Source organism: Sphingobacterium sp. UBA3549, from assembly GCF_002376635.1.
GTDB lineage: Bacteria > Bacteroidota > Bacteroidia > Sphingobacteriales > Sphingobacteriaceae > Sphingobacterium.
The window spans coordinates 1-26,145 of sequence record NZ_DFOE01000024.1 but is presented as its reverse complement, the minus strand read 5'-3'; the positions used below and the strand labels follow the sequence as shown (position 1 = coordinate 26,145).

The 26,145-nt window shown below is 36.5% G+C and carries 30 protein-coding genes and 1 pseudogene; 20 read left to right on the top strand and 11 right to left on the bottom strand.

The genetic code is table 11. The features are described 5' to 3' along the window. The first annotated feature begins 8 nt into the window (after positions 1 to 8). Positions 9 to 785 (top strand): DUF4241 domain-containing protein, encoded by a 777-nt coding sequence (locus B2W36_RS12070; RefSeq protein ID WP_293887891.1) that lies wholly within the window; start codon positions 9 to 11, stop codon positions 783 to 785. Between the two features lie 16 nt (positions 786 to 801). Here B2W36_RS12070 and B2W36_RS12065 read toward each other — a convergent pair whose 3' ends face one another. Further along, the gene (locus tag B2W36_RS12065; RefSeq protein ID WP_293887890.1) at positions 802 to 1,305 is read right to left on the bottom strand and encodes a hypothetical protein; all 504 of its coding nucleotides are present in this window, start codon (positions 1,303 to 1,305) and stop codon (positions 802 to 804) included. Positions 1,306 to 1,420: 115 nt separating this feature from the next. Beyond that, positions 1,421 to 2,032, bottom strand: coding sequence for a hypothetical protein (locus B2W36_RS12060; RefSeq protein ID WP_293887889.1), 612 nt, complete (start codon positions 2,030 to 2,032; stop codon positions 1,421 to 1,423). A 230-nt stretch (positions 2,033 to 2,262) separates the two neighbouring features. On the opposite strand from B2W36_RS12060, the gene B2W36_RS12055 reads away from it, so the two are divergent. After that, complete coding sequence (locus B2W36_RS12055) at positions 2,263 to 2,553, top strand: hypothetical protein (protein ID WP_293887888.1); 291 nt, start codon at positions 2,263 to 2,265, stop codon at positions 2,551 to 2,553. A 116-nt stretch (positions 2,554 to 2,669) separates the two neighbouring features. Here B2W36_RS12055 and B2W36_RS12050 read toward each other — a convergent pair whose 3' ends face one another. The 3 genes from B2W36_RS12050 to B2W36_RS12040 all read right to left on the bottom strand — a co-directional run bounded on the left by B2W36_RS12050 (position 2,670) and on the right by B2W36_RS12040 (position 5,798). Then, a complete protein-coding gene (locus B2W36_RS12050) occupies positions 2,670 to 3,563 on the bottom strand; it encodes a hypothetical protein (protein WP_293887887.1) in 894 nt (297 codons plus the stop codon). Positions 3,564 to 3,852: 289 nt separating this feature from the next. After that, positions 3,853 to 5,211, bottom strand: a complete 1,359-nt coding sequence (locus B2W36_RS12045) for a TlpA family protein disulfide reductase (RefSeq protein ID WP_293887886.1) — start codon at positions 5,209 to 5,211, stop codon at positions 3,853 to 3,855. Between the two features lie 359 nt (positions 5,212 to 5,570). After that, positions 5,571 to 5,798 (bottom strand): hypothetical protein, encoded by a 228-nt coding sequence (locus B2W36_RS12040; RefSeq protein WP_293887885.1) that lies wholly within the window; start codon positions 5,796 to 5,798, stop codon positions 5,571 to 5,573. A gap of 698 nt (positions 5,799 to 6,496) precedes the next feature. On the opposite strand from B2W36_RS12040, the gene B2W36_RS12035 reads away from it, so the two are divergent. Further along, complete coding sequence (locus tag B2W36_RS12035; RefSeq protein WP_293887884.1) at positions 6,497 to 7,009, top strand: GNAT family N-acetyltransferase; 513 nt, start codon at positions 6,497 to 6,499, stop codon at positions 7,007 to 7,009. Between the two features lie 193 nt (positions 7,010 to 7,202). After that, the gene (locus tag B2W36_RS12030; RefSeq protein ID WP_293887883.1) at positions 7,203 to 7,460 is read left to right on the top strand and encodes a DUF7660 family protein; all 258 of its coding nucleotides are present in this window, start codon (positions 7,203 to 7,205) and stop codon (positions 7,458 to 7,460) included. A gap of 30 nt (positions 7,461 to 7,490) precedes the next feature. Here the strand turns inward: B2W36_RS12030 and B2W36_RS12025 are convergent, their stop codons facing one another. Continuing rightward, on the bottom strand, positions 7,491 to 7,898 hold the full coding sequence (locus B2W36_RS12025; protein ID WP_293887882.1) for a hypothetical protein: 408 nt from the start codon (positions 7,896 to 7,898) through the stop codon (positions 7,491 to 7,493). Between the two features lie 271 nt (positions 7,899 to 8,169). On the opposite strand from B2W36_RS12025, the gene B2W36_RS12020 reads away from it, so the two are divergent. Together B2W36_RS12020 and B2W36_RS12015 are read left to right on the top strand one after the other, a co-directional pair. Continuing rightward, positions 8,170 to 8,709, top strand: coding sequence for a hypothetical protein (locus B2W36_RS12020; RefSeq protein WP_293887881.1), 540 nt, complete (start codon positions 8,170 to 8,172; stop codon positions 8,707 to 8,709). Positions 8,710 to 8,847: 138 nt separating this feature from the next. Beyond that, entirely contained in the window at positions 8,848 to 9,315 is a 468-nt protein-coding gene (locus B2W36_RS12015; RefSeq protein WP_293887880.1) for a hypothetical protein, read from the top strand. 28 nt (positions 9,316 to 9,343) lie between these two features. On the opposite strand, the gene B2W36_RS12010 is transcribed toward B2W36_RS12015, so the two are convergent. Next, positions 9,344 to 9,502: a hypothetical protein gene (locus B2W36_RS12010; RefSeq protein ID WP_293887879.1), complete on the bottom strand. Its 159-nt coding sequence runs from the start codon at positions 9,500 to 9,502 to the stop codon at positions 9,344 to 9,346. Beyond that, entirely contained in the window at positions 9,480 to 10,076 is a 597-nt protein-coding gene (locus B2W36_RS12005) for a hypothetical protein (protein WP_293887878.1), read from the bottom strand. The genes B2W36_RS12010 and B2W36_RS12005 overlap by 23 nt, the downstream gene beginning before the upstream one ends. A gap of 101 nt (positions 10,077 to 10,177) precedes the next feature. Between B2W36_RS12005 and B2W36_RS12000 the strand changes: the two are divergent. The 11 genes and pseudogenes from B2W36_RS12000 (at position 10,178) to B2W36_RS11950 (ending at position 21,003) form a co-directional block, all read left to right on the top strand. Continuing rightward, a pseudogene (locus B2W36_RS12000) lies at positions 10,178 to 11,350 on the top strand (IS3 family transposase). Between the two features lie 108 nt (positions 11,351 to 11,458). Then, a complete protein-coding gene (locus B2W36_RS11995; RefSeq protein WP_293887877.1) occupies positions 11,459 to 11,746 on the top strand; it encodes an antibiotic biosynthesis monooxygenase family protein in 288 nt (95 codons plus the stop codon). Positions 11,747 to 12,120: 374 nt separating this feature from the next. Further along, positions 12,121 to 13,596: a hypothetical protein gene (locus B2W36_RS11990; protein WP_293887876.1), complete on the top strand. Its 1,476-nt coding sequence runs from the start codon at positions 12,121 to 12,123 to the stop codon at positions 13,594 to 13,596. 165 nt (positions 13,597 to 13,761) lie between these two features. Then, positions 13,762 to 15,255 carry a carboxylesterase/lipase family protein gene (locus B2W36_RS11985; RefSeq protein ID WP_293887875.1) on the top strand — a complete coding sequence of 498 codons (1,494 nt, stop codon included), beginning with the start codon at positions 13,762 to 13,764 and terminating at the stop codon, positions 15,253 to 15,255. A 420-nt stretch (positions 15,256 to 15,675) separates the two neighbouring features. Continuing rightward, positions 15,676 to 16,632 carry a serine hydrolase domain-containing protein gene (locus B2W36_RS11980; protein WP_293887874.1) on the top strand — a complete coding sequence of 319 codons (957 nt, stop codon included), beginning with the start codon at positions 15,676 to 15,678 and terminating at the stop codon, positions 16,630 to 16,632. Positions 16,633 to 16,843: 211 nt separating this feature from the next. After that, positions 16,844 to 17,953 carry a helix-turn-helix domain-containing protein gene (locus B2W36_RS11975; RefSeq protein WP_293887873.1) on the top strand — a complete coding sequence of 370 codons (1,110 nt, stop codon included), beginning with the start codon at positions 16,844 to 16,846 and terminating at the stop codon, positions 17,951 to 17,953. A gap of 91 nt (positions 17,954 to 18,044) precedes the next feature. Continuing rightward, positions 18,045 to 18,740 (top strand): hypothetical protein, encoded by a 696-nt coding sequence (locus tag B2W36_RS11970; protein WP_293887872.1) that lies wholly within the window; start codon positions 18,045 to 18,047, stop codon positions 18,738 to 18,740. Positions 18,741 to 18,758: 18 nt separating this feature from the next. Further along, complete coding sequence (locus B2W36_RS11965) at positions 18,759 to 19,112, top strand: hypothetical protein (protein ID WP_293887871.1); 354 nt, start codon at positions 18,759 to 18,761, stop codon at positions 19,110 to 19,112. Between the two features lie 56 nt (positions 19,113 to 19,168). Then, complete coding sequence (locus B2W36_RS11960; RefSeq protein ID WP_293887870.1) at positions 19,169 to 19,663, top strand: hypothetical protein; 495 nt, start codon at positions 19,169 to 19,171, stop codon at positions 19,661 to 19,663. A 262-nt stretch (positions 19,664 to 19,925) separates the two neighbouring features. Further along, the gene (locus B2W36_RS11955) at positions 19,926 to 20,513 is read left to right on the top strand and encodes a hypothetical protein (RefSeq protein WP_293887869.1); all 588 of its coding nucleotides are present in this window, start codon (positions 19,926 to 19,928) and stop codon (positions 20,511 to 20,513) included. After that, positions 20,500 to 21,003 carry a hypothetical protein gene (locus B2W36_RS11950; RefSeq protein ID WP_293887868.1) on the top strand — a complete coding sequence of 168 codons (504 nt, stop codon included), beginning with the start codon at positions 20,500 to 20,502 and terminating at the stop codon, positions 21,001 to 21,003. Before B2W36_RS11955 ends, B2W36_RS11950 begins: the two co-directional genes overlap by 14 nt. On the opposite strand, the gene B2W36_RS11945 is transcribed toward B2W36_RS11950, so the two are convergent. From B2W36_RS11945 to B2W36_RS11935, 3 genes are all read right to left on the bottom strand, one after another. After that, positions 21,000 to 21,911 (bottom strand): Rpn family recombination-promoting nuclease/putative transposase, encoded by a 912-nt coding sequence (locus B2W36_RS11945; RefSeq protein ID WP_293887867.1) that lies wholly within the window; start codon positions 21,909 to 21,911, stop codon positions 21,000 to 21,002. The genes B2W36_RS11950 and B2W36_RS11945 overlap by 4 nt on opposite strands. Before the next feature lie 484 nt (positions 21,912 to 22,395). Continuing rightward, positions 22,396 to 22,722, bottom strand: coding sequence for a hypothetical protein (locus B2W36_RS11940; RefSeq protein ID WP_293887866.1), 327 nt, complete (start codon positions 22,720 to 22,722; stop codon positions 22,396 to 22,398). Positions 22,723 to 23,103: 381 nt separating this feature from the next. Continuing rightward, on the bottom strand, positions 23,104 to 23,469 hold the full coding sequence (locus tag B2W36_RS11935) for a winged helix-turn-helix transcriptional regulator (protein ID WP_293887865.1): 366 nt from the start codon (positions 23,467 to 23,469) through the stop codon (positions 23,104 to 23,106). Positions 23,470 to 23,597: 128 nt separating this feature from the next. On the opposite strand from B2W36_RS11935, the gene B2W36_RS11930 reads away from it, so the two are divergent. The 3 genes from B2W36_RS11930 (at position 23,598) to B2W36_RS11920 (ending at position 25,973) form a co-directional block, all read left to right on the top strand. Then, positions 23,598 to 24,389 (top strand): SDR family oxidoreductase, encoded by a 792-nt coding sequence (locus B2W36_RS11930; protein ID WP_293887864.1) that lies wholly within the window; start codon positions 23,598 to 23,600, stop codon positions 24,387 to 24,389. 21 nt (positions 24,390 to 24,410) lie between these two features. Further along, on the top strand, positions 24,411 to 24,728 hold the full coding sequence (locus tag B2W36_RS11925; RefSeq protein ID WP_293887863.1) for a nuclear transport factor 2 family protein: 318 nt from the start codon (positions 24,411 to 24,413) through the stop codon (positions 24,726 to 24,728). A gap of 261 nt (positions 24,729 to 24,989) precedes the next feature. Next, positions 24,990 to 25,973, top strand: coding sequence for a phosphotransferase (locus tag B2W36_RS11920; protein WP_293887862.1), 984 nt, complete (start codon positions 24,990 to 24,992; stop codon positions 25,971 to 25,973). Positions 25,974 to 26,145: the final 172 nt, after the last annotated feature.

Sequence of the window (26,145 nt, the reverse complement as noted above, 5' to 3'; positions counted from 1 at the left end):
TACGTTCAATGCACAAAAGAATAATAGCAATATGTTTAATGGCCCTGGTGCTATTTTCATGTATTTCGAAAAACAAAGCTCCAGGTAATAATAACGATGTCATTTTGCAAAAAGCAGAATTTGACCTCATAGATACTATACCTAAAATAACAATTAGAGACACATCACTGGCATTCCCGCAAATATTTGAGGGAAGTTTCGTGAAGGGCACAAAAGTAGCACAATTCGGCACGGAAATCACTTTTGATATGATAGTTGTAGGAAATCTAAAGGTATCTTCAGGCCAGATTATCGCGACTGATCCTGTGATGTTGAGCGATGCGCTAGCTTTTAATGAGAATTTCCCAATAGGTGAGTTTCCGGTCGAATTGGCAATGGCAAATATCATCGCCAATAAGGATCGAAGGGTTGCCTTTGCACGGGTAAAATTCTCAGATAAGCCTATCCGAAAATGGGAGTTTGCCTTATTACCTGGACAGACTCCAATCCCCCTTAAATCCAAAGAAATATATGGCTATGGAGTAGATGCAGGACTAGGTCTTTTCGTTGATCAAGCAGCAAAGGATAGTCTGAATACGCTGCTCGACAAAAACTGGGACAATATGTTCTCCGAAAAATTCAAGGATTATTTAAATTACGATTTTCAAAATTACAATGCTGTCTTTTTCTCCACGGGGTATGGAGATGGTTTTTATGCTACATACATTGGAAGGGACAGTGATGGCAAAATTTGTCAGCTATTGACTGACTTTGATATTGTACTGTGGCGAAATGTAGCCGAGTAGCGAAAGATTGAGCGTTTTATTTCTTTTCTAAGGAATCTAAATTAAGCTCGTAAACATCACCCAATTCACCACTGCATTTTATGAAGATATTCTTAGGAATCTCAGAAAAATCAATTTTGGTGACTAACGATCGATCACATTCATTTTTAGTTGTGTTATAAAAGAACAGTTCATTCTTGTCTAACTTTATAGGCAAATCACTTGATGCTCCCAACACATAATTCCCAAAGTATTGTTTTTCATTATCATATAAAAGAATTGAGCCTGTAGTATGTTTATTCGGCCCCCACATCCTGCCCCAAGTTAATATGCAATACTTTTTTTTTGCTTTCGTCTCTATCTCGCCTAGATAGGCTACATCGACTTCATTCAAGTAATCCTTCTTATCACTCAGATTAAACCTGAATGTCTTCCCTACAACGTTTTTGGATAAAACAGACAATATGATATCCTCTTTATCTTGAGCTAGCCCAGTACCAGATAAACAAAAGAAAATAGAAATTATTAAAAGTTTATTCATAATTGCAAACCCCTGTGACGTTAAAATGATGTGACTCTACCTTCTTGTAAACGGACAGCTAGAAAATAACATAAATGTCGGTAACTTATTTTATTCGTCATGTTTTGAAGACAATTTAATTTTCATGTTTACAGTATCCAAGATAAAACATCGGATATGGATATTTCTTTTTATCAATTGATTTTCCGATTGGATTAAGATAACCCTTTGAAATCAAAATCACTTCGCCAAGTTGTTCAACTTTTTTTCCATCATATTTGAGCGTTAATACATTACCTGCTCTCTGCCATTTGCCTGTCCTCCATTCATTATATCCGAAAACGCCTGTCCAATGCAGTTCAAATGTCTTGTCTTTTCTGAAAAGGATATAAGCTTGATTTTGAGTCCCTTCATAACAGGCTCTAAATTCAACGTCGCTTTCGAGTTTTTCTGAATCAAGCTTGTAGGGACTAAATAGCGTGTACAAAATTGTAATTGAACAAACTATTGTTGGTAAGCAAAATTTTAAAGACAAGTTCTTCTGATTGCGGATAATTTCGGTAATTCCCTTGATTTCAAAAACAAATATCGTGACAAAAGTAACGGGGATTAAAGCTGTCAGACCCCAGTACACAATACCAGAAAGATACTTGTCAATATGATGGTAAAATATGGTCAGCACAAGATAAACGCTACAGATAATTGTTGTTAAAATCAGTGACCGTTTTGTCTTGGTAGTTTGTTGCATAAAATTGCTGCTTTTCGATTATACCAACTTACAAAAATTTGCAGCATCGAAAAAGCATGAACGGAATAATAGTTCCAAATAGTTATATTTGATAGCGGTCTTATATTCAAGAAATAAAAAAATATAGTAACTATTCCGCTGATGGATCATGGCAAGAAAAGTGCGAAATACCAGAAGATCTCTGATAAAATAATTGAACTTCACCATATTTCAAGTATAACTGAATCAATATGGATCATTTAGAACCTACACCATTATGGACATTGGTTGCTAACATCAAAGAGAACATCAGCCATGGTGAAGGGAAACTAAAAACTCGTATCGGCACGAAACAGTTTCGCGCTAGTACTAAGGTGTATATTATCGACTGGTTTGCCGGAATGTGTAAAGATATTACGGTAATCGGTTTATCCCGAGATACGAAAAGGTTAATCACAATTGTTATTCGCGCTGAATGGGTAGAGAACCTCCGGGTCAAACTTTGCTATACTCCTACAGTTTGCTCAACAATAACGGCTTAATTTGATAAGGAGGAAGCTGGGATCTAGCGATATACAGAACAGTTTGTAAAGGAAATGTTTAGCGGTATCCCACAATGGAATGAATCTGAGTCAATATAGTGTATAGATAATATAACTTAACAATAGCAAATGGATGAGCTTGATGATTTTACAATTGAATTGCACTCAGGGGGCCAATCAATTTCAATTACGGTAATTGGATTATTAGTTATTGATGCCACTAGCAGCTGGGATAAGAATTGGTTACGGACTAAAATCTCAGTACAGGCTGACGCGTTCGGTGGCTCCGTTTTACCACCCAGTGAATAATTCCTATTTGTTAGCAAATCAATAGCTAAACCAGGAGTTATGGGCTTGCATATAGAAGCATCACTTTCTTTTGTTTCACCTACATATTTAAAAGATAGTGTGTCGGCAACTGTCATTGGAATACGAAATAGACTATTGTTTAATCTGACCAATTCGCCAGACGAAGGATAATAGGTATATAAATTATCATTGATTGCTACTGGCATTTTTCTTACTTTTAAGGTATAATCTCTTGAATATTGATAGAGGTTATAATAGTCATCTGATACAAAAAACTGGTATTGCTGTCCCTGATAAATCGCCATATTGAACTTGTAAGATAGTCTCTTCAACGATAGTTGAAATTTATCTTTCATTCTACCATCGTTATTAGAATCAATCTCGGTATGATACCCAGGACGGAATTTGGTAAATGTTAACTCCATCCTCAGCGACGTATCACGCAGGTTCAGGCCATCAAAATATTCAAATTTGCATAAAACATCCTCATCGGACTGGACGTAATCGTGGGAAAAGTTTTCTATTTCGAACTTGTACCATTTTTCATCACTGAAATCTCTATTATTGTTTGCATCTAAAACTGCATGAAAAACACCCGGATTATCCAATCCCACAAACGTGGCTATGCTATTTCCTGTCAGCTTGCTTCGATAAATCAATGTGGTATCAATAGAAGGGTTTATTTGCCTTAAAAACGGCATTCCGCCAATTTCAAATGCTAATTGCTCATAGAAAAAAGACTGCTTATACAATTGCCAAATATTGAAGTTATTCGTATCTAAACCTTGTAGTCATAAGTATTTCTATTGCATCCGTAATCATAATTGCATGATTAGATTCTTCTCCGACTTGAGGAGTCAATGGAACTTTAAAATCTTGGGAATAAACAAAGCCCACATTTATTAACAATAGTACAAAAAGAAGATATTTTATAAATCTGTAAAAATTAAATATTGATCTTTCCATGAGCTTTACAGATGTTAAATTATACTATTTGCTATTTATAATTTTACCCAGCAGTTCTTTAGCCTTGATTAATGCGGCTTCAGATGTACCGCGATAAATCACCTTTCCTCGTGGATCGATAAGCATTGTTGTTGGGAAAGATTGAATATGGTTCTTCTTCAAATAATCAAGGCCTTCTTTATCGCTATCCATATAAAGCTGGTCCCAACTCATTCCGTGTTCTGAAATCAATTGTTTCAACTTGGCTGTATTAGAACGCTTGTCCACTGCAAGACTCAATACATCAAGTCCTTTTCCAGAGAATGTAGAATGGATAGCCTTTAAATTGGGGATTGATGCGATACACGGTTTGCACCAGCTGGCCCAAAAGTCAATGAGGGTATACTTACCGGTGGGTTCCCCTAAATAATATTCCCTACCTGTAATCAATTCTTCGGCTCTGGCTAAAGACATGCTTTTTCCTATTGAGCCATCGCCATAATCTGCTTGCTTTACATAGTTTAAATGCAATTCGTCTTTTACTAATTTAGGCATTTGATAAAGCCCGTCCCCTATACGCACCAATTCATCGGAAAGGGAGTAATACTGATACAGATCATTAGACTCGTTCAGAGCAGCTTTCTTAACAGTCATTGAATAGGGTGATAAAGAGGGATAAAGATTGTAATATGGATCACTTACATAAAAGTCATAACGTTGTCCGTTTACTGTTGTAGCCCCCTTTTTATAAGACTTTTTGAGCATGCGAAGCTCAAAAATATTCGCTAAGTTACCATTCTGATTGTGGTCATCCTGTCTAGTAAACTTACTTGGAAATCTCAAAAACTCTACATCAAATTTTAGGCACGTATCTCTGACTTGCTTTCCGTCATAATAAGCTATTTTACAGACAATTTCCTCTTTGTTAACAGCAAAATCTTTTGCAGATAAATTAGGTGGAAATTTATACCAATTGTCATCACTGAAGTCCCGGTTGTTATTTTCATCTACAACTGCATGAAAATTTCCGTCTTTATCAACCCCCACAAACGATGCGATACTATTCCTTTCTAATTTGCCTAGGTAAATCATGCTGGTATCGATGCTGGGGTCAATTTCTTTAAGATAACTCAATCCAACTGCTTCATAGGCGGCTTGATTTCCGGAAAAAGACGACAGATATAGCTGCCAATTACTAAATCTCGATAAATTAAGTCCCTTATAATCACTTGTTGAATAAACACTGCGCTTGGGTATAATCACGGAAAAATAATTCCTATCAACCATTGGTGTTAGCGAAACATTTATCTGTGCAATGCACATTTGATTAGAAGCTACAAGTAGAAAGGCCAAACAAAAAATTAACCGGATATCATATAATCGATACTTTTTGATAATGCTCATAATTTACTAGTCTAATTGATTTATATATCAAATGCTATAATAACATTGAGAAGCATAAGCCGACTTGCAAGTAACAAAGCCTTTAAGTACACCTTTATCAATACACTCCACCCCCTGCTCACTTACAGCCCGGCAATCATTCAAACAAATGATTTGTACCTCAAATGTTTTACCTCCACCTGGACAAGTGCAACTTGCGGTACAAGCTGATTGTGGTTGAGAGCCCGATCCTGATCCCGAACCAAGCATTATTTCCTTCATTTCTTCGCGATTTTGGGAAATCAGAACCTACTGGCAACTTACGGCTTTAAAAATTTAATCGGCTAATTATGAAATCTAATTTAGTAATTTTTTTCACATTAAACTTTTCTTTTACATTTTAAAAAAATATGTCCATAAATCGACTTCATGAACTTAATTTTCTCTCTAACTTTTTGCTCAATCAGTTGGCCGTCTAATAGATAATCCTGCCTTTCCATCATAATGCAAGCAACCCCTCTTAGATGTACTGGTGTCACCACTACAGTAATCATAAAAATCTGACTCCCTTTTCCTGAAACTTCTTGATTAGCTAAACCAATCCTCATAATAGATTTAGCGTGAATGTCTTAGCATGTTCGTTAAACGCTTCGGTAACGCGGCTTTATATCTTCTGCGCATTCTTCTCATAGCTGGTAGATCGGCCCCCGAAGGAATCTACATAGCTCTTCCCTATATCGCTAAACATATTGGTACCACTGAAAACATGGGCAGCTATTGGAAGGCTGGAATTGGTTGTGGTTACTATTATGATATGCTACTTTTCACCTGTACAAGGTTAATACCCAAGCCTAATATATATTATTTATGTTGAATAAATATTTTTAAAGATATTAATTTTCAAGATGATTACCATTTGTAAGGCTAAGGTAAGGGGTTGAAAGAAGTGCAGGTTACGGGAAATAGTAACTTTAAAAAAATCAGGTTTAAAAAAATTGGACATATGTATATTACAAATCATATTTTAAGCCTTTTACATGATGATGTTTAACTTCTTTTAAAGCTAAACAGTATTATTAAGAACTAACAAATTATTGCTTTCTCATATATATTTAATACCAATGCAAATTTCTCCCTAAAAATTGGTAATTTGGTTAGAGAAATAAGGAATGTAAAAAACTTCAGTCAAGCGCAACTTGCTAAACTGCTCGTAATAACTTCAGGATATTTTGGACAAATTGAAATAGATTCTTTTAAATCGAGAATTCCGACCAAACAGATCAAATGATTTTACAAAATTATCATTATGCAGCTTGAAATTCAGACAGATAGATTAAAATTATTACCTTTTACAATTCAGATTTGTGAGGAAGCATTATCCAGTTCGACTTCACGTTTTACAGAATTAGGCATTATTCCTACTAAAGATTGGCCAGATTTGGAAACTTTGGATACATTGCCAAGAATTATAAATAATTTAAATAAAGTACAATCCCCTACCGGATTTGAGTCATGGATGGTTATTCATAAAAATACAAATATATTAATAGGAGATATTGGATTTAAAGGTACTCCTAATGAATTTGGCGAGATTGATCTTGGATATGGCATCGTTCAGACCGAAACGAAAAAAGGATATGCGAAAGAGGCTGCCTTAGGATTAATAGAATGGGCATTTAAGCAAGCAGGAGTTAAAGCGATTACAGCCAATTGTTCAGAAGAGAATTTCGCTTCACAAAAAATATTAACTTTTCTAAATTTCAATGTAGTGAAAGAGTATCAAGGAATGATCTATTGGAAGTTATTGAGCTCAAACTAGTTTTGCCCCATTTGGCTTTATTTAAAATTAGAGGGCCTATAAAGGTAAAGAAGCACTCTGGAAGAAGCGGACAATGTTCTCAATGGGAGATCTTTTGTTTTGTAAATTGAAAATACTATTTTTTATGGTCATAATTAAGGATATGGCTTCTTTAAACTAGTTAAAATGATTTTAATTACTTAAGTAAAAATACATGGATAATCAATTATATAAATTGAAAGTAAAAGACAGACAAAGCTTCATTAAATTTCTTGATCTTCTGCATAAGGATCTGCTCCAAAATCCTGAAACTTGGGAAAACAAAACTTTACCCGACTTTCTGGAGGCTTTGGCCTCATACGCAGAAGATATCCAAGGGTATTATGATAATACAGACGCAAAAGTAGATGCTGAAAAAGCTGCGTGGTCAACATTTGCTGATATTTTCAAAGGTGCGAAAGTTTACGAGTAATAGTAAGCATTCCTTCCACTGGTCCGCATTTTATGTGACGTCGTGATTAATCTTCCAAGAAAACTTTTTACAGTTATCAAAGTTTTCAAATTCAAATGATTCTATCCAATCATATTTTCCATCCTCATCTTGATATAAAACTAAAGTGTCAGCTTTAATATTCTCAATAAATGATGATAGCTCTGCAACACAAGCTTCTAAATCACCTAACCCATAACATGGAATATGACTATGAATATCTGTTTTTCCATTTGGATCTTCAATTCCAATAGTTATTTCGGTATTATATGTTGCAATCCAAATTGAAAATATTCCGGATTCACTTTTCAAATCACAATCAAAAGATCCGTCATCTTGAAACTTTATTGTCTGAGCAAACTGTGAATAATTTCCTTCCAAGAATTTGAGTATTAATTTTGAAAATTCTCTTTGTTCCATTTAGGACTTGATTTACTACTATGTCACATAACGCTTAAATATACGCAATTCGCCAAATTCGAATGTTAAATTTTAAAGTAGAACATGACTTACGATCATCCAAAAGTAACGATTAAGATATCCTTAAATACAATTTAAGCGCATATTTCCCGTATATTTCATAACAGAATGCTATTGCAGATAAAGAAATATATCCAGAAACAACAGTATCTTCGAATCTGAGTGGCCGCACGGTCGCCAAAACCAATGACAGGTTGTCAATAATTTATATATGGAAACAATTAAGAACATAATTAATAATTATTTTGATAGGGATTTTTTTTGGAAACACTATGAAAATGGATCTCCTAAATTAATAGATATCTATAAGAGGAGTGACAAATTCGAACAGGAAAACCCTGATCTTGTGAAGAAAATTTTGGATAAGTTTAACAACGATTTTCCACAATATCAAATCAAGAGATTTAGGCCCTTCATTAAAGAAGATCGTGGAATTAATTTTGAAGTACGTATTGGAGCATCAGAGGTCTACGTGATCTGGGTGAGTATTTTTAACTTTTTCCTCGCATGGAAATTAGGTAATGAAATTCCTTTTTCTTCGAAAACATATATTGAACAGGGCGAATCACATATTATTGATTGTATTTATACCATGGTCGTCATTCCATTCATAGATGTCGAATGGTTGCCACGGGAAATCGCTTATAAAGAGATAGAAGAATTTAACGGAGCCAATTATTCTGGTTATCTGGAAGACGATGAAATTTTTAACGAACCAATTTTTATAGTCGATACATTAGCAAGAACCTGATCCAACGCTTTGTGCTGCTAATAGAGCCGTTTTCTCAATATGATCTATGTAACCCGTCGGTGGTTGCTTGCTGAGTTTCATAAAACAAATGTACAATTGGACCTGTTGTTTTACTAAATTTGTTAGTATTTTTGATTTATGAAACCGCTCGAAGTTTATTGCCGCAATCGTGTTATGTACGTCCAGATGACTGTACACGATAAGAGCATGGGCATGAAAGACTATCATCTTTACAGCAAAAATGGCCTTGATTTCTATGTTTTCAGGAAATCTCAGGGCATTTGGGAGCTTGCCTATGGAGAGCTCGCGGATGATATCAAGGAAGCTTGCATTGATGCGCTTATACTTCGTTTTGATAGTGATGTTCCTGAATTATTTTACCATCAGGGAAAACGGCAGATAGTGAAAGTGCGAGCGAAGGAATATAGCCTTTGGCATATCTATCTCAATAATGCCTATGTAGGAAGTATTCAATATTTCACCTTCACCAAGCAATTCAATTACCACATTGAAGACAATAGCCTATTGACCGATGATCACGTTCAAAAGTACATCACCATGATCCAACGCGGGAAATTAAAGTGGATAAAGGATGATATTCGATAATTTTGCGCTCGATGGTGAACCATAGGTTTTAGAGATAACTCCATTGATGTGTAACTCCCTCATTTACACTATCACCTACACCCTCACCAATTCCAAGCCCATGAAACTCTAGCACAAGATGATCACCTTCTTCTTTCCAAATAGGATCTGCTTTACCATAAGCCTTAATTGGCAATTGTATCCACACGACAATAAGTATAAGCATCATGGTTGAGGGCGCCCGCGAGTGGAAAGAGAATAAGAAATCCTGCTGCTGTCGACTCATTGGGCACTACTAAATTACCATGTTTATCTAGTGCAAAGCAAATAGTTTCGGTGAAGAATCTATTGACTAATACATAGATTTCAAGATCGGTATTTCTGAAAGAAACAAAGTTTTGTGGTTCGGGCTTAACTTTCCTCGTTCTTTCACGCACGACATTTCCTAAAGTATCAATAAGTTTGAAATGGATTTTATTTTTTTTGGTCAGCTCCAATGAGGTTTTGTAAAGATAGTGCAGACTATCCGTTTTATAATAATTTGGTTCAATATAGTTCCATAAACAGTATTCATTATAGGCTGCACTCTTCTCCTGAGGGCTATGATTATGGCCAATTACCTTCTGGGGATAATTATCAAAGATGTATGTCTCCTTCAATCCTACCTTCGAAACGCTATGTGCCGCGGCATTCTGTGCTAAGTACTTTGGCGATATGGAAGTACAAGAGTTATACGAAAAAATAAATACCACCGAAAATAGTGCAATGGCTAGTGTGCGCATATTGTGATGTTTTTTGATTTTGACCTCTCCCCAAACAACTAGAGCATTTAAAAGTAGAGAATTCTGACTTGAATTACTAATTTTAAAAGGGAGGAAAAACGATGAAAAAATCAAAGTTTACCGAAGCACAGATTGCCTTTGCGATCAAACAGTCCGAGACAGGTACCCGTGTGGAAGAAGTCTGCAGAAAAATGGGTATCAGCGAAGCTACGTTCTACAACTGGAAGAAGAGATACGGTGGCTTGGGGGTATAGGAGCTGCGTAAGCTCCGGCAATTGGAAGAAGAAAATGCACAGCTCAAAAAGCTCGTGGCCGATCTTAGTCTGGACAAACAGATGCTCCAGGATGTATTAAAAAAAGTTTTAAAGCCTTCGCAGCGTAGAACCATGGTTACCGGACTCATTTTTGATTATCGAATTTCCCTACACAGAGCGTGCGAGATATCTCTGCTGAGCACCTCAGTTTGGTATTATAAACACCATAGACCAGATGACAGTCCATTACGCCTTCGCATAAAAAGCATTGCTGAAACATGCGTGCGTTACGGCATAGAACGCATTATTGTTCTATTGAAACGTGAAGGCTGGCGGGATAATCCAAAAAGGCTGGCGGGATAATCCAAAACGGATTTATCGAATTTATAAAGAAGAAGGCTTAAATCTACGCGTGAAAAGGCCCAGACGCTGCCGCGCCGCCGTTCATCGATCCGAGAGACCGGTTTTTTCCAATTTACATGACTGCTGGAGTATGGACTTTGTCGCTGACACGCTGTTAGATGGCAGGAAAATCCGCTGTTTAACTATAGTGGATAACTATAGCCGTAAATGCATGGCTATTGAGATTGGACTAGGGCTTAAAGGAAGTGACGTTGTTTCTGTTTTGGAAGAGCTCCGACTATTCCAACAGGCAATACCCAGAAAAATCCAAGTGGATAACGGATCGGAATTGCGGAGCAATCATGAACACCAAATAAAACTAACACAAGTGAATAATTTATTTCCAAGGAGGTCGATAGATGGGCATATGAGCATCAGGTGGGATTAGTTTTCTCCATCCCAGTAAAACCAACAGATAATCCGTATATTGAATCATTCAATGGAAGTTTTCGGGACGAGTGTCTAAATGCGCATTGGTTCCTGTCATTGGAAGATGCGAAGGAAAAAATTGAAATCTGGATGGAAGAGTACAACACCTTCAGACTCCACAGCTTTTTAGGGGATTTGACTCCTGAAATGTTTATAAAAAAAACAAAACAGCGGAATTTTCTATTTTAGAATACACCTAAATTCGCGGAGAGGTCACTGGCTTCACTTAATTGGTAAGAAATCGATTTTTATATTGACTGATATTACTAATCCTAATTTTAAAAAAATAAAAACACGATGATTTTAGAAGTAGCTATTTTAAATGTAAAACTTGGTAGAGCGGAGAAGTTTGAGAATGATTTTCAAATAGCTAGCCAGTATATATCATCTATCGACGGATATATAATACACTCCTTAAAGAAATGCATAGAGGTAGACAACCAATACATTTTATTAGTGAAATGGGTTTCTGTCGAAGCACATGAAGTTGGATTCCGACAGTCTCCGCAATACCAGAAATGGAAAGTCTTACTGCACGATTATTATGATCCTTTCCCGCAGGTTTTGCACTATGAAGAAATATGATAGATGAATGTCTTTTCCCTTCCTATTAAATTAAGGGGATTGGTCGTTTGATCATGAATAAAATGCAAGATATCTATAAGGGTTTTCATATGCAGATGCTTACTTCAGACGGTAATGCTATTGAATTTTATAAAAGGAACGGCTTTGAACTGAAGCTATAAATAATACTTGATGTGCTTTTTTTATTGTAAAGATATTCCTTTAATATCTATTTATACTTTTTTTAAAAACATAAATGTTAGTAAAACAGCATTATCTTTGCACTCCCAATTGTAAAACCCAAAGCGCTTAATATCGATAATGTTTGTATTCTATAGAAAAATACTAACTTTGTGATTAAACGTAACCTATTTACTATATTATTTTTAAAATGGATGGGAAAAACAATATGCCTTTTTTTATTATTCTTTAGCACGCTATCAAATGGACAGGGTTATATAAGAAATTGTGATAACATTTATAATACCGTATATTCAGCTGAAACGTTCTCAAAAAAAAGCGAACAAGATCTATTGATGACTTGCAATAATATATTTGCTGAAGCAATTGAAAACAGCAATTCTAAAGAAGCATTACAATCTATTACGACAGCTATAAGAATTTACAGTGAATTAGGGGATAACTACAATGTTCTTAAGAGAATTGAAAAAGCCTTATCTATTGCTCAGGACGAGAAAGATTATTATAGATTAAGCCTTCTTTATACTTATATGGGGCGAGCTTTCGTAAATTTAGGATTATATAGTAAAGCCAGAAACGCTTTCGACATTGGTTTAAAACTAAGTTCAAATGTACTTCAAAAAGATAATAGGCATATACTAAAATTACAGCATTATGGAGGTATAGCAATGATATTTGAACATTCCAATCCAACAATTGGTGATAAAAATCCTGCTCCATTCAAGGATTCTATGATGTATTATGTTCAAAAAGCATATCTAGAAGCAAGGATGATTTCGCCAAAACACGCTGGAAAACCCCGCTGGCTGGGAATCAAAGCAAGAATTGTAGGATCGGTCTCTCTTGCAACACATAAATACGAAAAAGCTGCGCAATACCTTAAAGAGGCAGAAAAATTATTATCAAATCTTAAAGATAAACGTTTTATGATCGCTCTCTATAGGTTTAAAGGACTATTAGCCTACAATTCTGTTGCTTACAACCACAACCAAAATGCGTTAGATCTTTATAATGAATCATATCGCATTGCACAAATTTATGATATTCCTACTGAATCCTATTTTATTACAGATGCCCTTGCCAGTTTATACTCAGAAATGAGAATGACTGTTCCTGCGCGTCTGCGAGCTGATGATAGTAAAAAATTGAGAAATGAAATTGATCAAAGTGAGCGGGAGGCTATCCCTATCGCAGAAAAAATAGAGGTGTCTCTTGATAATAAATTTCATTCAGAATTAATTACATATGCAATAATTGGAGTTATCATTATAGCAATAGCAGCAGCATACTATTACATCAGAATAAGACAAGGAGACAAGAATTCCGCAATTCATGAAGAGATTACCGAGGTTAATTTTATAGATGTGAAATCTCATACAGAACAGATTAACCAATTATTACAAATGGCTAAAGAAAATGACGGATCATTCTACATTGTTTTCAAGCAGGTCTTTCCTGAATTCCAGAAGAAACTACTTAACCTAAACAGTGACCTTAGTGCTTCCGATTTGGAATTGTGCGCCTATTTGAAACTCAATCTGCAGACAAAAGAAATAGCAAAGTATAAGAATAATACAATTTCGTCTGTGGACAACCGAAAAACGAGACTTAGAAAAAAACTAAGCCTATCATCTGAGACTAATTTGTATATCTGGATCGACAGTATATAAAATTAAGCAGCAATCAGTAATAAAATTTAATCAACTGATTATCAATATTTGGATAAAAACGGAGATAAGTAATAGAAATTGAAAGGGAATATATTTTATCTCTAATCACTCATCTCATAAATTCGAGCTGTTAATAGAATTTTAGCAATTAAAAAACTCAAATTTATGAATGAAAACACATTAATTTCGACAAGCTACGGACAGGTACAAGGCAAAAAAGAAAATGGAATCAGTACTTGGAAAGGTATTCCTTATGCAAAGCCTCCTATCCAGAATCTGAGATTTAAAGCCCCCGAACCAATGGAGTACTGGGAGGGGATTAAAGAAACTACTTTATATAGCCCTGCCTCACCACAGATAAGTACCGAAGAGATTACAGAACAAACGAGTGAAGACTGTCTATATCTAAATATTTGGTCTCCAAGTGCTGACGAAAAAAAACGCCCTGTTATGTTCTGGATACATGGCGGGGGTTATATAACCGGTTCCGGATCGATATCTGCTTATGATGGTTCTCTCTTAGCAAAAAATGGTGACGTCGTCGTGGTCACCATTAATTATAGACTTGGGCCATTTGGATTTCTTTATACAAAGGATTTACCAGAAGGAGATCAGATTGATTCCAATATAGCATTCAGAGATCAACTCGCAGCATTAAAATGGGTAAAAGATAACATTTATAATTTCGGTGGAGATCCAGACAATATTACTATTTTTGGAGAATCTGCTGGGGGATCGAGTGTGATCAATCTTCTGGGATCACCTTTAGCCAAAGGATTATTTCACAAAGCGATTGCTGAAAGCCCCGCTAGTTATCCGACGGTTTATTATGATAAAGCTACAGCAAGCTATGTCACAAAAAAGTTTTTTGAGCTATTAGGTATCAATGATTACAAAGCTAGTAAACTATATGAAATATCTACACAGGATATAGTCGATGCATCAATACAATTGGTGGACGAAATTGCTTTCGAAATTCCTGGAAATATTGCCTTTCAGCCAATAATAGGAGACGATTTTCTACCCGAAGCTTCACACGTTGCTATTGAAAATGGAAATGGTAGCCATGTACCTTTAATAGTAGGTTCGAACCAGGACGAAGGCACTCTTTTTGCTAGCATGCCTGCCCCTGTGATGCCTGTAAAAGAAGAGCAGATAGATATTTTCATTGAAAATAATTATCCAGGTAAGGCAGCCCAAATAAAAGATATCTATAGCAATTTACCTCTACATATTCAACCCATAAAGATGGGTGCTGATGCTATGATATGGCATTCAGTAACAACTATTGCAGAAATAATGCAGGACAAATCCCCTACCTATCTATATAGGTTCAGATGGTCTAGTAATTATTTAAAAGATACCGGGCTAGCGAGCTTTCATTCATTGGAAATCCCTTTTATATTTGGAACAGCAGAGTCTATTGAAGGAAAAGTAATGCTAAAAGAAGCCAACCCTTCAGAGGTTAATGCTCTCTCGGCAATTATGCAGACCTGTTGGATCAATTTTGCGCACACGGGAAATCCTAATGGTACAAAAGAATACCCCTGGAATCGATACAATTGCCAGAACAGACCAGTGGTTGTTTTTGACACAGAAATAAGTTATGAACACGATATTGATGCGAACTACAGAGAAGCCTGGTCCAAGAACCCTTAATTTAAGTAAAATTTCCTGTCTTATTAGCAACTACTGCGCTTGCTAAAAATAGATATTACTGCCTGACCTTTAGATCATAATAAGGTTAGGCAAATTTCGTGGTGTCAGTTTTTAAATTAAATCGGTTTTGGGTACTTGTGAATTCAAAGATAAATATTGTTTATCAATACTTAATAAGATTGAAGAATAATTATTTGGATTGTTAGAGATTATTACAAACTGTAAGGCTAAGGTAGACATGATGATGTTTCGCTTCTGCACAAGAAGAAATCAGCATCATTAAAAACTACCAAATTATAGCCTCCGACATTCATTGCGCTTCGATATTGTACCGCATGTAACCCTAACAGATTTATCCGTTTGGATGGACACGGACAAGACTGGTTAAGATCATTGCTAATTTGCAAGAAAGAAAAGCATATGATCAACTTAAAAACTTTCTATCTCGCAATGCTCATTGTTTCCAGTTATTTTACCGCCTCAGCACAGGTAAGCACTGCTACAAAATCTGACAGTAATATTAGCCAATTGTATAGAAGTTTAGATAATGTCATTCAGAAGGAACATATACCCGGTCTACTGGTTGCTATTGTAAAAAAAGACAGTATACTGTACTCGGGTGGACTGGGCTATGCTGATCTTAAACAACGTCGGCAAGTAGAACATCAAACGCAATTTCACTTCGCTTCTGTCACGAAATTTTTCGTGGCAATGGGTATACAACAATTAGTGGCTAACGGTAAGCTAAAACTCAATGACCGTATTCGTGATATAGCACCCGAAATACCATTTGACAATCATTGGGAAGCCACAGATCCGGTACGGGTAGTTCACCTACTCGAACATACTGCCGGTTTTGAAGATGTTCAACTCAACAGCATGGTAGATATAAGCAAAAAAAAGCCAGTTGTTGGTATCGAGGCCTTAAAAGCTGTTAGCAATTCGCTTACGGTACGCTGGAGACCGGGAACAATGATGTCCTATTCCAATCCGGGCTATAATGTACTCGGCTATATGATTGAAAAAATTTCGGGCATGCCTTGGGATAAGTATTTAAAGGAAAATATTTTTTCACCATTAAACATGCACAATAGCTTATTTGATCTTGATGGTACGCATAGACCCAGCTTTGCCACAGGCTATGACTTTCAAAAGGGCGAATACAGACCAATGCCATTCTATAGTCCTATCGGAAATGGGGCCGGAAGCGCTTTGGTGTCCACTGCTGAGGACATGGCAAAATTTATGCTTTATCTGCTCAATGGTAATGCCGACAACAGGTTACTGGACAATGCCGGCCTGAAGGAAATGGAGACTATTCACAGTACATTAGCCAGCCATGCTGGATTACAGGCATGCTTCTATTTGCTATTTTGATTGTCCTCAGCAGTTTGCTGCTTTACTACCGTTGGTCTAGACTGAACCCATTATGGCTTCGTCTGTTTTTGGCCTTCAATAATTTCTTTTTTTGCTATCTCGTCGCCCTTCTATCCATCAATGGTTGGATCGGGGTACCCATCTGGATGATGTAGTACCATTTGATCAATTATGTTTAAATTCACGTTACAATGATAACTTGCTACGGCCCATGATCAATATACTCTATACCTTTCATGCTTTTTCAGCTGGTGCATTTCTGATGCTTGGCACCTTAATCTTTATGGGTGTCAACCACAGTTTTTCGCGCGCAGACCGCTGGCTTGGAACATGGTATTATTTGATGGCATGCTTATTTACCCAGCTTTTTCTTGAAGGTTTTCATATCGAGAGCAACGTATTGATCCATACGCTGGAACTCCCGCGATGGGCTACACTCCCCTGCTTCTACCTGACCGTTCACTACATGGTCAAGCCAACAGCAAAAATTCGGTATTGGGGACTACATTTTGTTCCCTTCCTTGCTTTCCTTTTCTTCTCCATCATCTATTTAATACCCGGACTTTTTAATAATCATATCCATCCGCCTCAAATGCCGCAATGGATCATCTTTGCTATCAAATATTTCTTTTTTGCACAATGTATCTTTTATTGGATTGCCTGTTATAGGCTCTTCGAAATACATCAGAAAAACATTCTCCAGCTATCTTCCTATACGGAAAAGATAAACATGGTCTGGTTGAAGTATCTATTGATCGCGTTACTATTGATGATTGTTGCCCGTCTACTGGCTATGGTTCATGTAGTTTTTAGTGCTGTCGCCCCAATTTTATATTTTATGGGCACCGTGGCACTTGGGTACGCAACGCTAACACAAGGATCAATTTACACAATTGAGTCTACAGAAAACCTCATCAACGAAGCGGAGCATAAAAAGGTTAAAGCCGAAGAGCGGCTGACAGCACAACAGGTAGACACATTAAAAGAAAAATTATTACAGAAAACAACAGCTGAAAAGCTATATCTCGACCCGGGTTTAACACTATCATCGCTCGCGGGGCATATCGGAATCAATCCGCATGATCTGTCCTACATCATAAACAATGGACTGGAGAAAAATTTTTACCAGTTTATCAACGAGCTTCGCACGGAAGAAGCGAAAAAACTTTTATTATCTGAAGAGGCCAAGCTACTTGATATGTTTGGAATCGCAATAAGGGCAGGCTTCAATTCAAGAACAACCTTTTATGCCAGCTTCAAAAAAACAACGGGCATTACACCGACAGAATATATGAAAGTCCATAGTAAACAATCAAACTAACCCGGCACAATGAAGTTTGTTCGATTGCATCCATTCGAACGGTTAGCCTATCAAAAAGACCTACTCTTGTATCATATCAACAAAAAAATTTATGATACAATACATCAAACCAAGGGGATACTCGAAAGCGATCCACCAATTTTCCAAAGCAACATATGGTCTTCTGGTGGGAGCATGTTGTCTTTTTGCTTCGATTGATACATTTGCACAGTCCCACCCTAAAGACAGCCCCCAGCAACAACAGTTGGTTCCGCTAAAATCATTTCAAGGTTACTACCAGCTACCCAATAAAGTAGCTTTCATTGCTTTCCAGGCGCAAGAAAACAACCTGTATGTCACACAGCTATGGGATCAGAAAAAAAGATATCAGCTGGTCCGTAAAGATGACACGCATTTTGAATCCAAAAACGAAGGATATGCTATAGAATTTTTAAAGAATGGCTCCGGCGATTTTAGCCAAACAAAAATCCTTGGTAGAATTGTATGTGAGCGCGTGCAATTTGACCCGAATAAAATTGCGACTCTAACCGCATCTCAACTGAAACAGCTGGCCGGAACTTATCAAAAGTTAAATGACAACAACTTTAAGATTCAAATAGAACCCTCCTCAACAGGCTTAATGCTTACACAATTGTGGGATAACAAAACAATTTCATTTACTCCTCGTTCGGAATTTTTCTTCCTCAACGATGATGGCACCTTCCCATTGACATTTTCTGTTGCCAATGGTAAGGTAAAGCAGATGCAGTGTTTCGAAAATGATGCTTGGCTAAAGACTGACCAATAATCCTATTCAAAAAATAATATGAACAGATTTATTGCCTGCGTATTTCTGCTGTTGGGTATGGCTCAGCTTAGGGCCCAACAGGTAGCAGATGAACAGTTTCATTATCCCATTACCGATCCGCACCACCGGATCGGTGATGGACCTCTACTCCTATTTGACGAGGCACACAACAATCCAGTTACTTTGAGAGGAGCTTACGCTCCTTTTTCAGATCTCCTTCAGGCTGATGGATATCGTCTCCGAAGTGCTAAAGAAAAAATCTCTTGCGATCAATTAAAGGAAGTAAAAATCTATATCAGCATAAATGCCCTATATAATCCGGAAAACTGGAAATTGCCCACCTCTATTCAGCCTTTACCGATAAGGAGATAGAAACTCTCCGCCAATGGGTATTTGATGGTGGAAGCCTATTTCTAGTCACCGACCACATGCCTTGTGGCGGTTCTGTACAAACGCTTGGTGCAGCATTTGGCATTCATATAGTGAACGGTTTTGCCTTACCTAAAAATGGACGTCCCGAAATCTTTTCAAAAGATAGAGAAACACTGTTATCCAACGAAATAACCACTGGATCAGGTAGAGAAATAGACAGTATTATGTGTTGGGGTGGAACAGGGTTTATCATCCCAACGAACGCACATATTATTTCTTTATTAAATGAAGAATATGACATCTATCTACCCAATGATGCTAATCAGATAAAAAGACCTATTCCAGACAATATTCCCCGATTGTCGGGCAAAGGATTTGCAAACGGTGCTTACCTCCGGTTTGGGAAAGGGAGGATTGTGGTATTCGGAGATGGTGCTCCTTTTTCGGCACAGCTCCATGGCATCAAAAGTGAAAAAAGAGGAATGAACCATCCCGCCGCAACACAGAATGCCCAGTTTTTGCTCAATATCGTTCATTGGCTCGACCAATGACCTGATTTGACTAGCCATACAGTACATTGTACGGTTATATACTATTTTTGAAAAATTAACGGCTAACGCTGATTCATCTCGAAATAAAGTGGATTGGCACGTACCATGACACCGTCTATATCTAAAAGGAAAATCATATTGCACGAAGCTAATAATTAATCTGGCTCTTTCACCCCACCCGTTTGCGATTTAATAATAAAAAATACTAGCCATAGATGGATAGTCCATCCTAATTTTGTAAATTCAACGTATAAGCCATAGCATGAAACAGTTCATAAAACTATTCCACATTTCTGCCCTTACTATCCTCGTTACTGGTTGCAAGGATCCATCTCGCACAAAGACAATGGATTTTGGTCTATTTACACTTGAGGTTCCCTATAAATGGCAACAAGTCAAACAAAACGGAATCGACAGTTATGTCGGCGCAATTGCTGTAGACAACAACGATACGCTTTACTTCGATCTGGGGATGTATTCCAATAGTTTGACAGAGCATAACATAGAAGTCATTACCAGACAGATGATGGAGGAAAGTGCAACGGACTCTTCGGACTATATTATTGTAAAAGATATGCCGATATTGGATTTGGATCTCGATGCTGATCTTTACAGAAAACAAAATGTATCCTGGGATATTATCGATAACAGAAGAGCGAAAATCGTATTTCCGAGAATATCCGGAAAAGGAAACACCGGAGTGTACATCGGCAGCCTATGGGGAGACTCTTCAAAAGTCCGATTTAACCTTCATGGTTCAAACCTGAATGCGCAAACAGAACAGGATCTTCTTAAATCGATAAAGACATTGAGATTCCACAAACGTAATATGGATAATGAAGAGAATTGACGCTCCCCTATTTGTACATCTCAGTTTTATGGCTTTGACATTTTATGCGGTGTTCACAGATGGTGATTGGCTGAGATATTTTACGGGGAGTTTAAATTTTAACCTGATTATTTTTGGATTTCAAGTTGAAGCACTTATTTATGCAGGATACCTACAAGCGAAAAGAAATAGAAAGATATTCTCTATATTTTGGCCAGCATTGATTGGACTACTGATGTTAATATTTTGTATACTCATAACAGGAAATTATCAGTTTAACACAAATATAGGTATCACCATTTTATGGCTAATTCCTGAGGCTTATTACATAGCATATGATGTTTTAATAACTCATCTCATCAAGGAAATGCCACTCCCATTGAATATAAATTGGCAATTTCAAGCGAAATGCATCTATATTATTCTCTCAGCCATATTTCCCTTGATCGGATATACTTTCTTTAAATTGAAAAAGAGTGACGCAATTTACTTTACACTTCCCAAAACTTAGAGCTTTTCAACCTCTTCAACAGAAAGTCCAGTGCCTTTAGCAATATCAGCTATAGGTAGCCCCATTTCCTTAAATGCTTTGGCAGTCTCAAGAGCTTTTTTACGCTCTCCTTCTGCTAGACCCTTAGCGTGACCTAAAGCTTCTCCGGATTTCTTGGCCGAATTAAATACGCTCTCAGCATCACGCTTATGTTTTAAACTTGCTTCGTATGACATTAGCTCCTCCTCCGTTAATTTACCTATCTCTCCTATCTCAAAGATAAGACCAAATATTCTTTTATCCAAAAACGTTGGCAATCTATCCATGGTACTCAAATGTTTAAGTAAGTACAACCACTGATCCATAACTGTCTTTAGTTCTTCTGGCTGTTTATTAAATAATGGGAGCGAAATCATTTTATATCCCAATTTATCATAGAATATTTCTTTGGTCAATTTGTCACACAGCGCCACATCATAGAAATAAGGGCGTTCTGTGACACGGGATATACCGGAACCTCCATTTCTATCCATGTCAAACTCCAAAATACCAATAAAGTAAACCTCAGGTAGGTAATAATCACTCCCCTTCTTACCTCGCGCTAATTGTTTATTGATGAGACGTGAGGTATAGTACACCGCGCGGTCCTTAAAAAATTCTTGAAAGAGCTGCTGCATCTCAATGATGAAAACCTCACCATCGCTGCCGATACAATGTAAATCAAATACAACACGACGCATTTCCTCATAATCACCATCATGTTCTACAGGCTTATATCTTAGATCCGAAATTATCTTCTCTCCATGAAATAGACTATTGAGAAACTCAATCAGTAAGATTTTGTTTTCCTCCCTACCAAAATAAAATTTCCAACCGAAATCGGTACGTGGATCTACATACTTACCTAAATGTTTTTTTGATTTAGCCATAATGTTTAAAAATTGGTTATCAGGCAAATATACAATAATAAATTCAAAATTACTAAAATAATTAGCAACAAAAACACAAACATAAAAGTAATACCCTTTCTAACAACTTTAATTGGACGTGCCGTAAAATACGGCTATACATACACCCTATCATTCAGTGATGTTGATTTAAAAATACAAACAGAAGAGGATTTTCTCAAAGCGATAAAGACATTGAGATTCCACAAAAATAATTTGGATAATGAAGAGAATTAACAGTCACCTATTTGTACATATTTGTTTTATGGCTTTTGTATTTATATGGTACTAACAAATCGTTTCTGCGACCACATAGAATTCAAAAGATAACCTGGCCCTTAGTAAGCCAAATAGCATATACGGAAAGCTTATAAATTAATTTTATTGACCGCGTATTTGATAAACCAATTTGGAAGCTTGTTTTCTGGCAATAAAATGGCGATCCCTCCTTGCAATACTTCCGTTATCAAAACCATTGTTTTGCCAGAGTTATCAAATAATTAAGCTTTTTCGCAAGCTTTATTGCAGGTAATAAATTGGTCAGCGTACGATAGTACCTGTCGACGATTTTATCCTCCGCCACACCATGGCCGCCTTTTTCCTTTCTAATTTCAACCCGGGAAATATTAATCAATGGATTATCCAAGTAAACAAAATAAAGATAAGTCCTAAATTTTCTTTCACTTGCTTCATCGATTTCCACCAGTTTGGATGGATGACTCATTACTGTCTCAAATGAATAACTGATACCATTTTCTAGTAAAATGATAACGTATGATAAAACTTTTGGCAAATGCCCTTATATCAGTCTTTTCGTTGCATTTCCTTGAACGGATACACTGTCTTTAAATGGAAACAAGCACGTTCTATACGTAAACGGGTATCTATGGGAGATAATATTGGAATGGGAACTAGTACAGCTTCGACTTGCTGAAGGAAATAGTTTTTTCAGTATGAGTTTCAAATTTGATTCTGACCAGTCAGAATTTTATAGCAAAGTGCACGATAGTTCTATAATCAAAAAATGAGCATTTAAAATAGAAATCTCATTTTGCTTTAATTTTATCTCTATGCTTTCGACCAAATTTAATTAAAGCATTGGCAAAATCCTACCTTTCTTTAGCATAGGCGGTAAGCGCATAAAAAAAAGTCATGCTGAAACTTTAAAAAATAATCAACTTTCCGACTTTAAACGATTTAAAATCAGAGAACGCAGAAGTTCTTCATGTTCATCTCCCCAGCGTCCCAATGCAGAAATAATCGGAATCAATGTCTTGCCGAAATCCGTAAGACTATATTCAACTTTTGGCGGTACAACAGGATATATTTTTTTTGTAATTAATCCGTGGTCTTCCAACTCCTTTAACTGAATATTTAAAACCCTACGCGAAGCATCCGGAATTTTACGCTGCAATTCGCTTGGTCGTCGATATCCCTGATCAATAAACCAGAGCAAACGTATTTTCCATTTGCCGTAAAGCACTTCACCGATCAGATCAAGACCACAGTTCAGGTTCGGAATTATTTTTCTCTCATACATATTCCAAAATTAAAGGTATGTTCTGAATTGCACAATAGGGGAAAAATTTATCCCTATATGAATCGTATTTCCGTACTTGTGCTAACTGTTTTTATAATCCAATTTTGTCCTATAAACAATTCGTAAAAATGGAACAATTCAATTTCAACAATGAATTATCAGGCAAAATAGCTTTGGTGACCGGCGGCACTAAAGGTGCCGGAATAGCAATTGCAGAAAGACTGCTACAGGCTGGAGCAACAGTGATAGTAACCGCAAGAAACGCACCTGAGAAAGAAAACAGTAACCTGCATTTCATCGCATCCGATTTGAGTAAAACAGAAGGTGCCCAAAACGTAGTTAGCGAGGTACTTACTAACTATGGAAGATTGGATATTTTGATAAACAATCTTGGTGGGTCATCAACCCCCACCGGCGGGTTTGCGGCACTCAGCGATGCGGATTGGGAATATACGCTACAGGCGAATCTTTTGGCCCCGATTCGTCTAGATAAAGGATTTTTACCGCAAATGATCGATCGGAAAACAGGCGTTATCATCCATATAGCTTCAATTCAGGGGAAATTGCCTCTATATGATTCGACTTTGCCGTATGCCGCAGCAAAGGCAGGACTGCGTAACTACAGCAAAAGTTTATCGAATGAAGTAACTCCAAAAGGTGTTCGTGTACTGACTGTTTCGCCTGGATGGATCAATACCACAGCATCGGAAGCATGGCTGGGCGAAATTGCAAGAAACACCAAAAGTACAGTAGAAGAAGCGCAGAAAGGCGTAATAAACGCTTTGGGTGGAATCCCTTTCGGAAGACCAGCCGAACCTGAAGAAGTGGCTGAACTCGTTGCTTTCCTTGTTTCACCGAGAGCCAGCTATCTAACAGGAACCGAATATATAATCGATGGTGGAACAGTACCAACAATTTAATATTATTTAAAAATAAAACATATGAACTTACCGAGAATAATTGCCGAGTTAGTAAAAAAACAAAACAACTTCGATAGTGCAGCTTATGCCCGATGCTTTACAGAAACCGCGGTAGTATTTGATGAAGGAAAAACCCATAACGGTAAAGCGGAAATTGAACAATGGATAGATAAATCCAATAAGGAGTATAACGCTACTATGGAGCCATTGGATTATGACGAAAAAGAAAATATGCTGTCCGCGGAAATTTCTGGATCTTTTCCTGGAAGTCCAGTCATTTTAAAATTTCATTTTCAGTTGTCTAATGGGCTTATTCAATCACTCAAAATTACTGAATAGAATCTTAAACAATCCGATTCAAAAAAAGCTGAGGTGTTTACTCCAGCTTTTTTTGATAGCCAAAGTATTTAAGATACCATTAGTAAGATACCATACTTCGCCATCAAAATCAAAGGAATGATCTCATTCATTTACCCTACGTGGCTTTTAATTCAAAATGATTAATACGCGAAAATGTTCGAATCCCTTCGTATTTATGTATATTCGCGGGGATAAAAATCAAATAGTCATTTACAAAGAATTAAATACGACCAAAATTTGATGTCCATTTTTCCAGTCATAACATCAGTCTTATCAGAGAAGAACTTAGGTGAATTTATTAAAGATAAATACGATCTCAGAGAGGGATTTCAGTGTACATTATTCCGAACAGGTGTAAATCATACTTACTTTATCTCTGACAAAAAAATAAAGTATGTAATAAGAGTCTATTGCCATGGTTGGAGAACCAAAACTGAAATTCAAGAAGAATTGTGGCTTCTTAAACTGTTGAAAGAAAATAGTGTTTCTGTTTCATTCCCTATTCCAGATAAGGAAAATAATCTGATACAAGAAATCAATGCACCTGAAGGGCAGCGCTACATTGTACTATTTTCATATGCTGAAGGAAAAAAGATGAGATTTATGGATAATGAAACTTGTTATGAAATGGGATCTCTAATGGCAAGGTTTCACACCATTACTTCAAATAAAAACATAAATAGAACCAACTATAATTCAGAATTACTTTTAAATAAATCATACGAATTATTAAAGCATTATTTCGCAGAGGATTTGAGCGAGATGCAATATCTTAAAGAAATAGGTCTTGAAATCTCCAATACATTTCGAGAAATAGAACAATCAGAGGTTAAGAAAGGAATAGTTCATCTCGATATTTGGTATGATAATGTAAGTGTAAATAATAAAGAAGAAATAACCATTTTCGACTTTGACAATTGCGGTAATGGCTTTTTGTTTTTAGATATTGGTTATTTCTTTATCCAATTATTTCACATAGAGATAAATAAAGAAAGCTATGAATCAAAAGTTGAAAGCTTCCTTAATGGTTACCAAAAGGTAAGAGCGATTACGAAAAAAGAAATTAAACTAATTCCAGAAGCTGGGGCAGCTATTTTTGCTTTTTATCTCGGCGTTCAAGCACAAAGGTTTGATTGGTCGAATATCTTTTTGACGGAAAACTACCTAAAAATGTTTGTTAAAAGGATAAAAACCTGGAAAGAATATTATACATCAAAAAAGTAACTGTGGCTAACAATGGCAATACACTGTAAGTGACCATTGACTTATCAACGATGGAAGTAATTCGATATTGAGTTTGAAACACATCTCAATTCGCTCAATTACGTATAGCATTGTATCACTAAGTATAATTTTCAGGAGTTTTTGTAGTCTTTGGTAGTGTAAACTGAACTGT

What these genes read in the sequence shown, in the direction of transcription:
- B2W36_RS12070 (WP_293887891.1), top strand. Translation starts at nt 9, where the DNA reads ATGCACAAAAGAATAATAGCAATATGTTTAATGGCCCTGGTGCTATTT.
- B2W36_RS12065 (WP_293887890.1), bottom strand. Translation starts at nt 1,305, where the DNA reads ATGAATAAACTTTTAATAATTTCTATTTTCTTTTGTTTATCTGGTACT.
- B2W36_RS12060 (WP_293887889.1), bottom strand. Translation starts at nt 2,032, where the DNA reads ATGCAACAAACTACCAAGACAAAACGGTCACTGATTTTAACAACAATT.
- B2W36_RS12055 (WP_293887888.1), top strand. Translation starts at nt 2,263, where the DNA reads ATGGATCATTTAGAACCTACACCATTATGGACATTGGTTGCTAACATC.
- B2W36_RS12050 (WP_293887887.1), bottom strand. Translation starts at nt 3,563, where the DNA reads ATGCCGTTTTTAAGGCAAATAAACCCTTCTATTGATACCACATTGATT.
- B2W36_RS12045 (WP_293887886.1), bottom strand. Translation starts at nt 5,211, where the DNA reads ATGAGCATTATCAAAAAGTATCGATTATATGATATCCGGTTAATTTTT.
- B2W36_RS12040 (WP_293887885.1), bottom strand. Translation starts at nt 5,798, where the DNA reads ATGAGGATTGGTTTAGCTAATCAAGAAGTTTCAGGAAAAGGGAGTCAG.
- B2W36_RS12035 (WP_293887884.1), top strand. Translation starts at nt 6,497, where the DNA reads ATGCAGCTTGAAATTCAGACAGATAGATTAAAATTATTACCTTTTACA.
- B2W36_RS12030 (WP_293887883.1), top strand. Translation starts at nt 7,203, where the DNA reads ATGGATAATCAATTATATAAATTGAAAGTAAAAGACAGACAAAGCTTC.
- B2W36_RS12025 (WP_293887882.1), bottom strand. Translation starts at nt 7,898, where the DNA reads ATGGAACAAAGAGAATTTTCAAAATTAATACTCAAATTCTTGGAAGGA.
- B2W36_RS12020 (WP_293887881.1), top strand. Translation starts at nt 8,170, where the DNA reads ATGGAAACAATTAAGAACATAATTAATAATTATTTTGATAGGGATTTT.
- B2W36_RS12015 (WP_293887880.1), top strand. Translation starts at nt 8,848, where the DNA reads ATGAAACCGCTCGAAGTTTATTGCCGCAATCGTGTTATGTACGTCCAG.
- B2W36_RS12005 (WP_293887878.1), bottom strand. Translation starts at nt 10,076, where the DNA reads ATGCGCACACTAGCCATTGCACTATTTTCGGTGGTATTTATTTTTTCG.
- B2W36_RS11995 (WP_293887877.1), top strand. Translation starts at nt 11,459, where the DNA reads ATGATTTTAGAAGTAGCTATTTTAAATGTAAAACTTGGTAGAGCGGAG.
- B2W36_RS11990 (WP_293887876.1), top strand. Translation starts at nt 12,121, where the DNA reads ATGGGAAAAACAATATGCCTTTTTTTATTATTCTTTAGCACGCTATCA.
- B2W36_RS11985 (WP_293887875.1), top strand. Translation starts at nt 13,762, where the DNA reads ATGAATGAAAACACATTAATTTCGACAAGCTACGGACAGGTACAAGGC.
- B2W36_RS11980 (WP_293887874.1), top strand. Translation starts at nt 15,676, where the DNA reads ATGATCAACTTAAAAACTTTCTATCTCGCAATGCTCATTGTTTCCAGT.
- B2W36_RS11975 (WP_293887873.1), top strand. Translation starts at nt 16,844, where the DNA reads ATGATCAATATACTCTATACCTTTCATGCTTTTTCAGCTGGTGCATTT.
- B2W36_RS11970 (WP_293887872.1), top strand. Translation starts at nt 18,045, where the DNA reads ATGATACAATACATCAAACCAAGGGGATACTCGAAAGCGATCCACCAA.
- B2W36_RS11965 (WP_293887871.1), top strand. Translation starts at nt 18,759, where the DNA reads ATGAACAGATTTATTGCCTGCGTATTTCTGCTGTTGGGTATGGCTCAG.
- B2W36_RS11960 (WP_293887870.1), top strand. Translation starts at nt 19,169, where the DNA reads ATGCCTTGTGGCGGTTCTGTACAAACGCTTGGTGCAGCATTTGGCATT.
- B2W36_RS11955 (WP_293887869.1), top strand. Translation starts at nt 19,926, where the DNA reads ATGAAACAGTTCATAAAACTATTCCACATTTCTGCCCTTACTATCCTC.
- B2W36_RS11950 (WP_293887868.1), top strand. Translation starts at nt 20,500, where the DNA reads ATGAAGAGAATTGACGCTCCCCTATTTGTACATCTCAGTTTTATGGCT.
- B2W36_RS11945 (WP_293887867.1), bottom strand. Translation starts at nt 21,911, where the DNA reads ATGGCTAAATCAAAAAAACATTTAGGTAAGTATGTAGATCCACGTACC.
- B2W36_RS11935 (WP_293887865.1), bottom strand. Translation starts at nt 23,469, where the DNA reads ATGTATGAGAGAAAAATAATTCCGAACCTGAACTGTGGTCTTGATCTG.
- B2W36_RS11930 (WP_293887864.1), top strand. Translation starts at nt 23,598, where the DNA reads ATGGAACAATTCAATTTCAACAATGAATTATCAGGCAAAATAGCTTTG.
- B2W36_RS11925 (WP_293887863.1), top strand. Translation starts at nt 24,411, where the DNA reads ATGAACTTACCGAGAATAATTGCCGAGTTAGTAAAAAAACAAAACAAC.
- B2W36_RS11920 (WP_293887862.1), top strand. Translation starts at nt 24,990, where the DNA reads ATGTCCATTTTTCCAGTCATAACATCAGTCTTATCAGAGAAGAACTTA.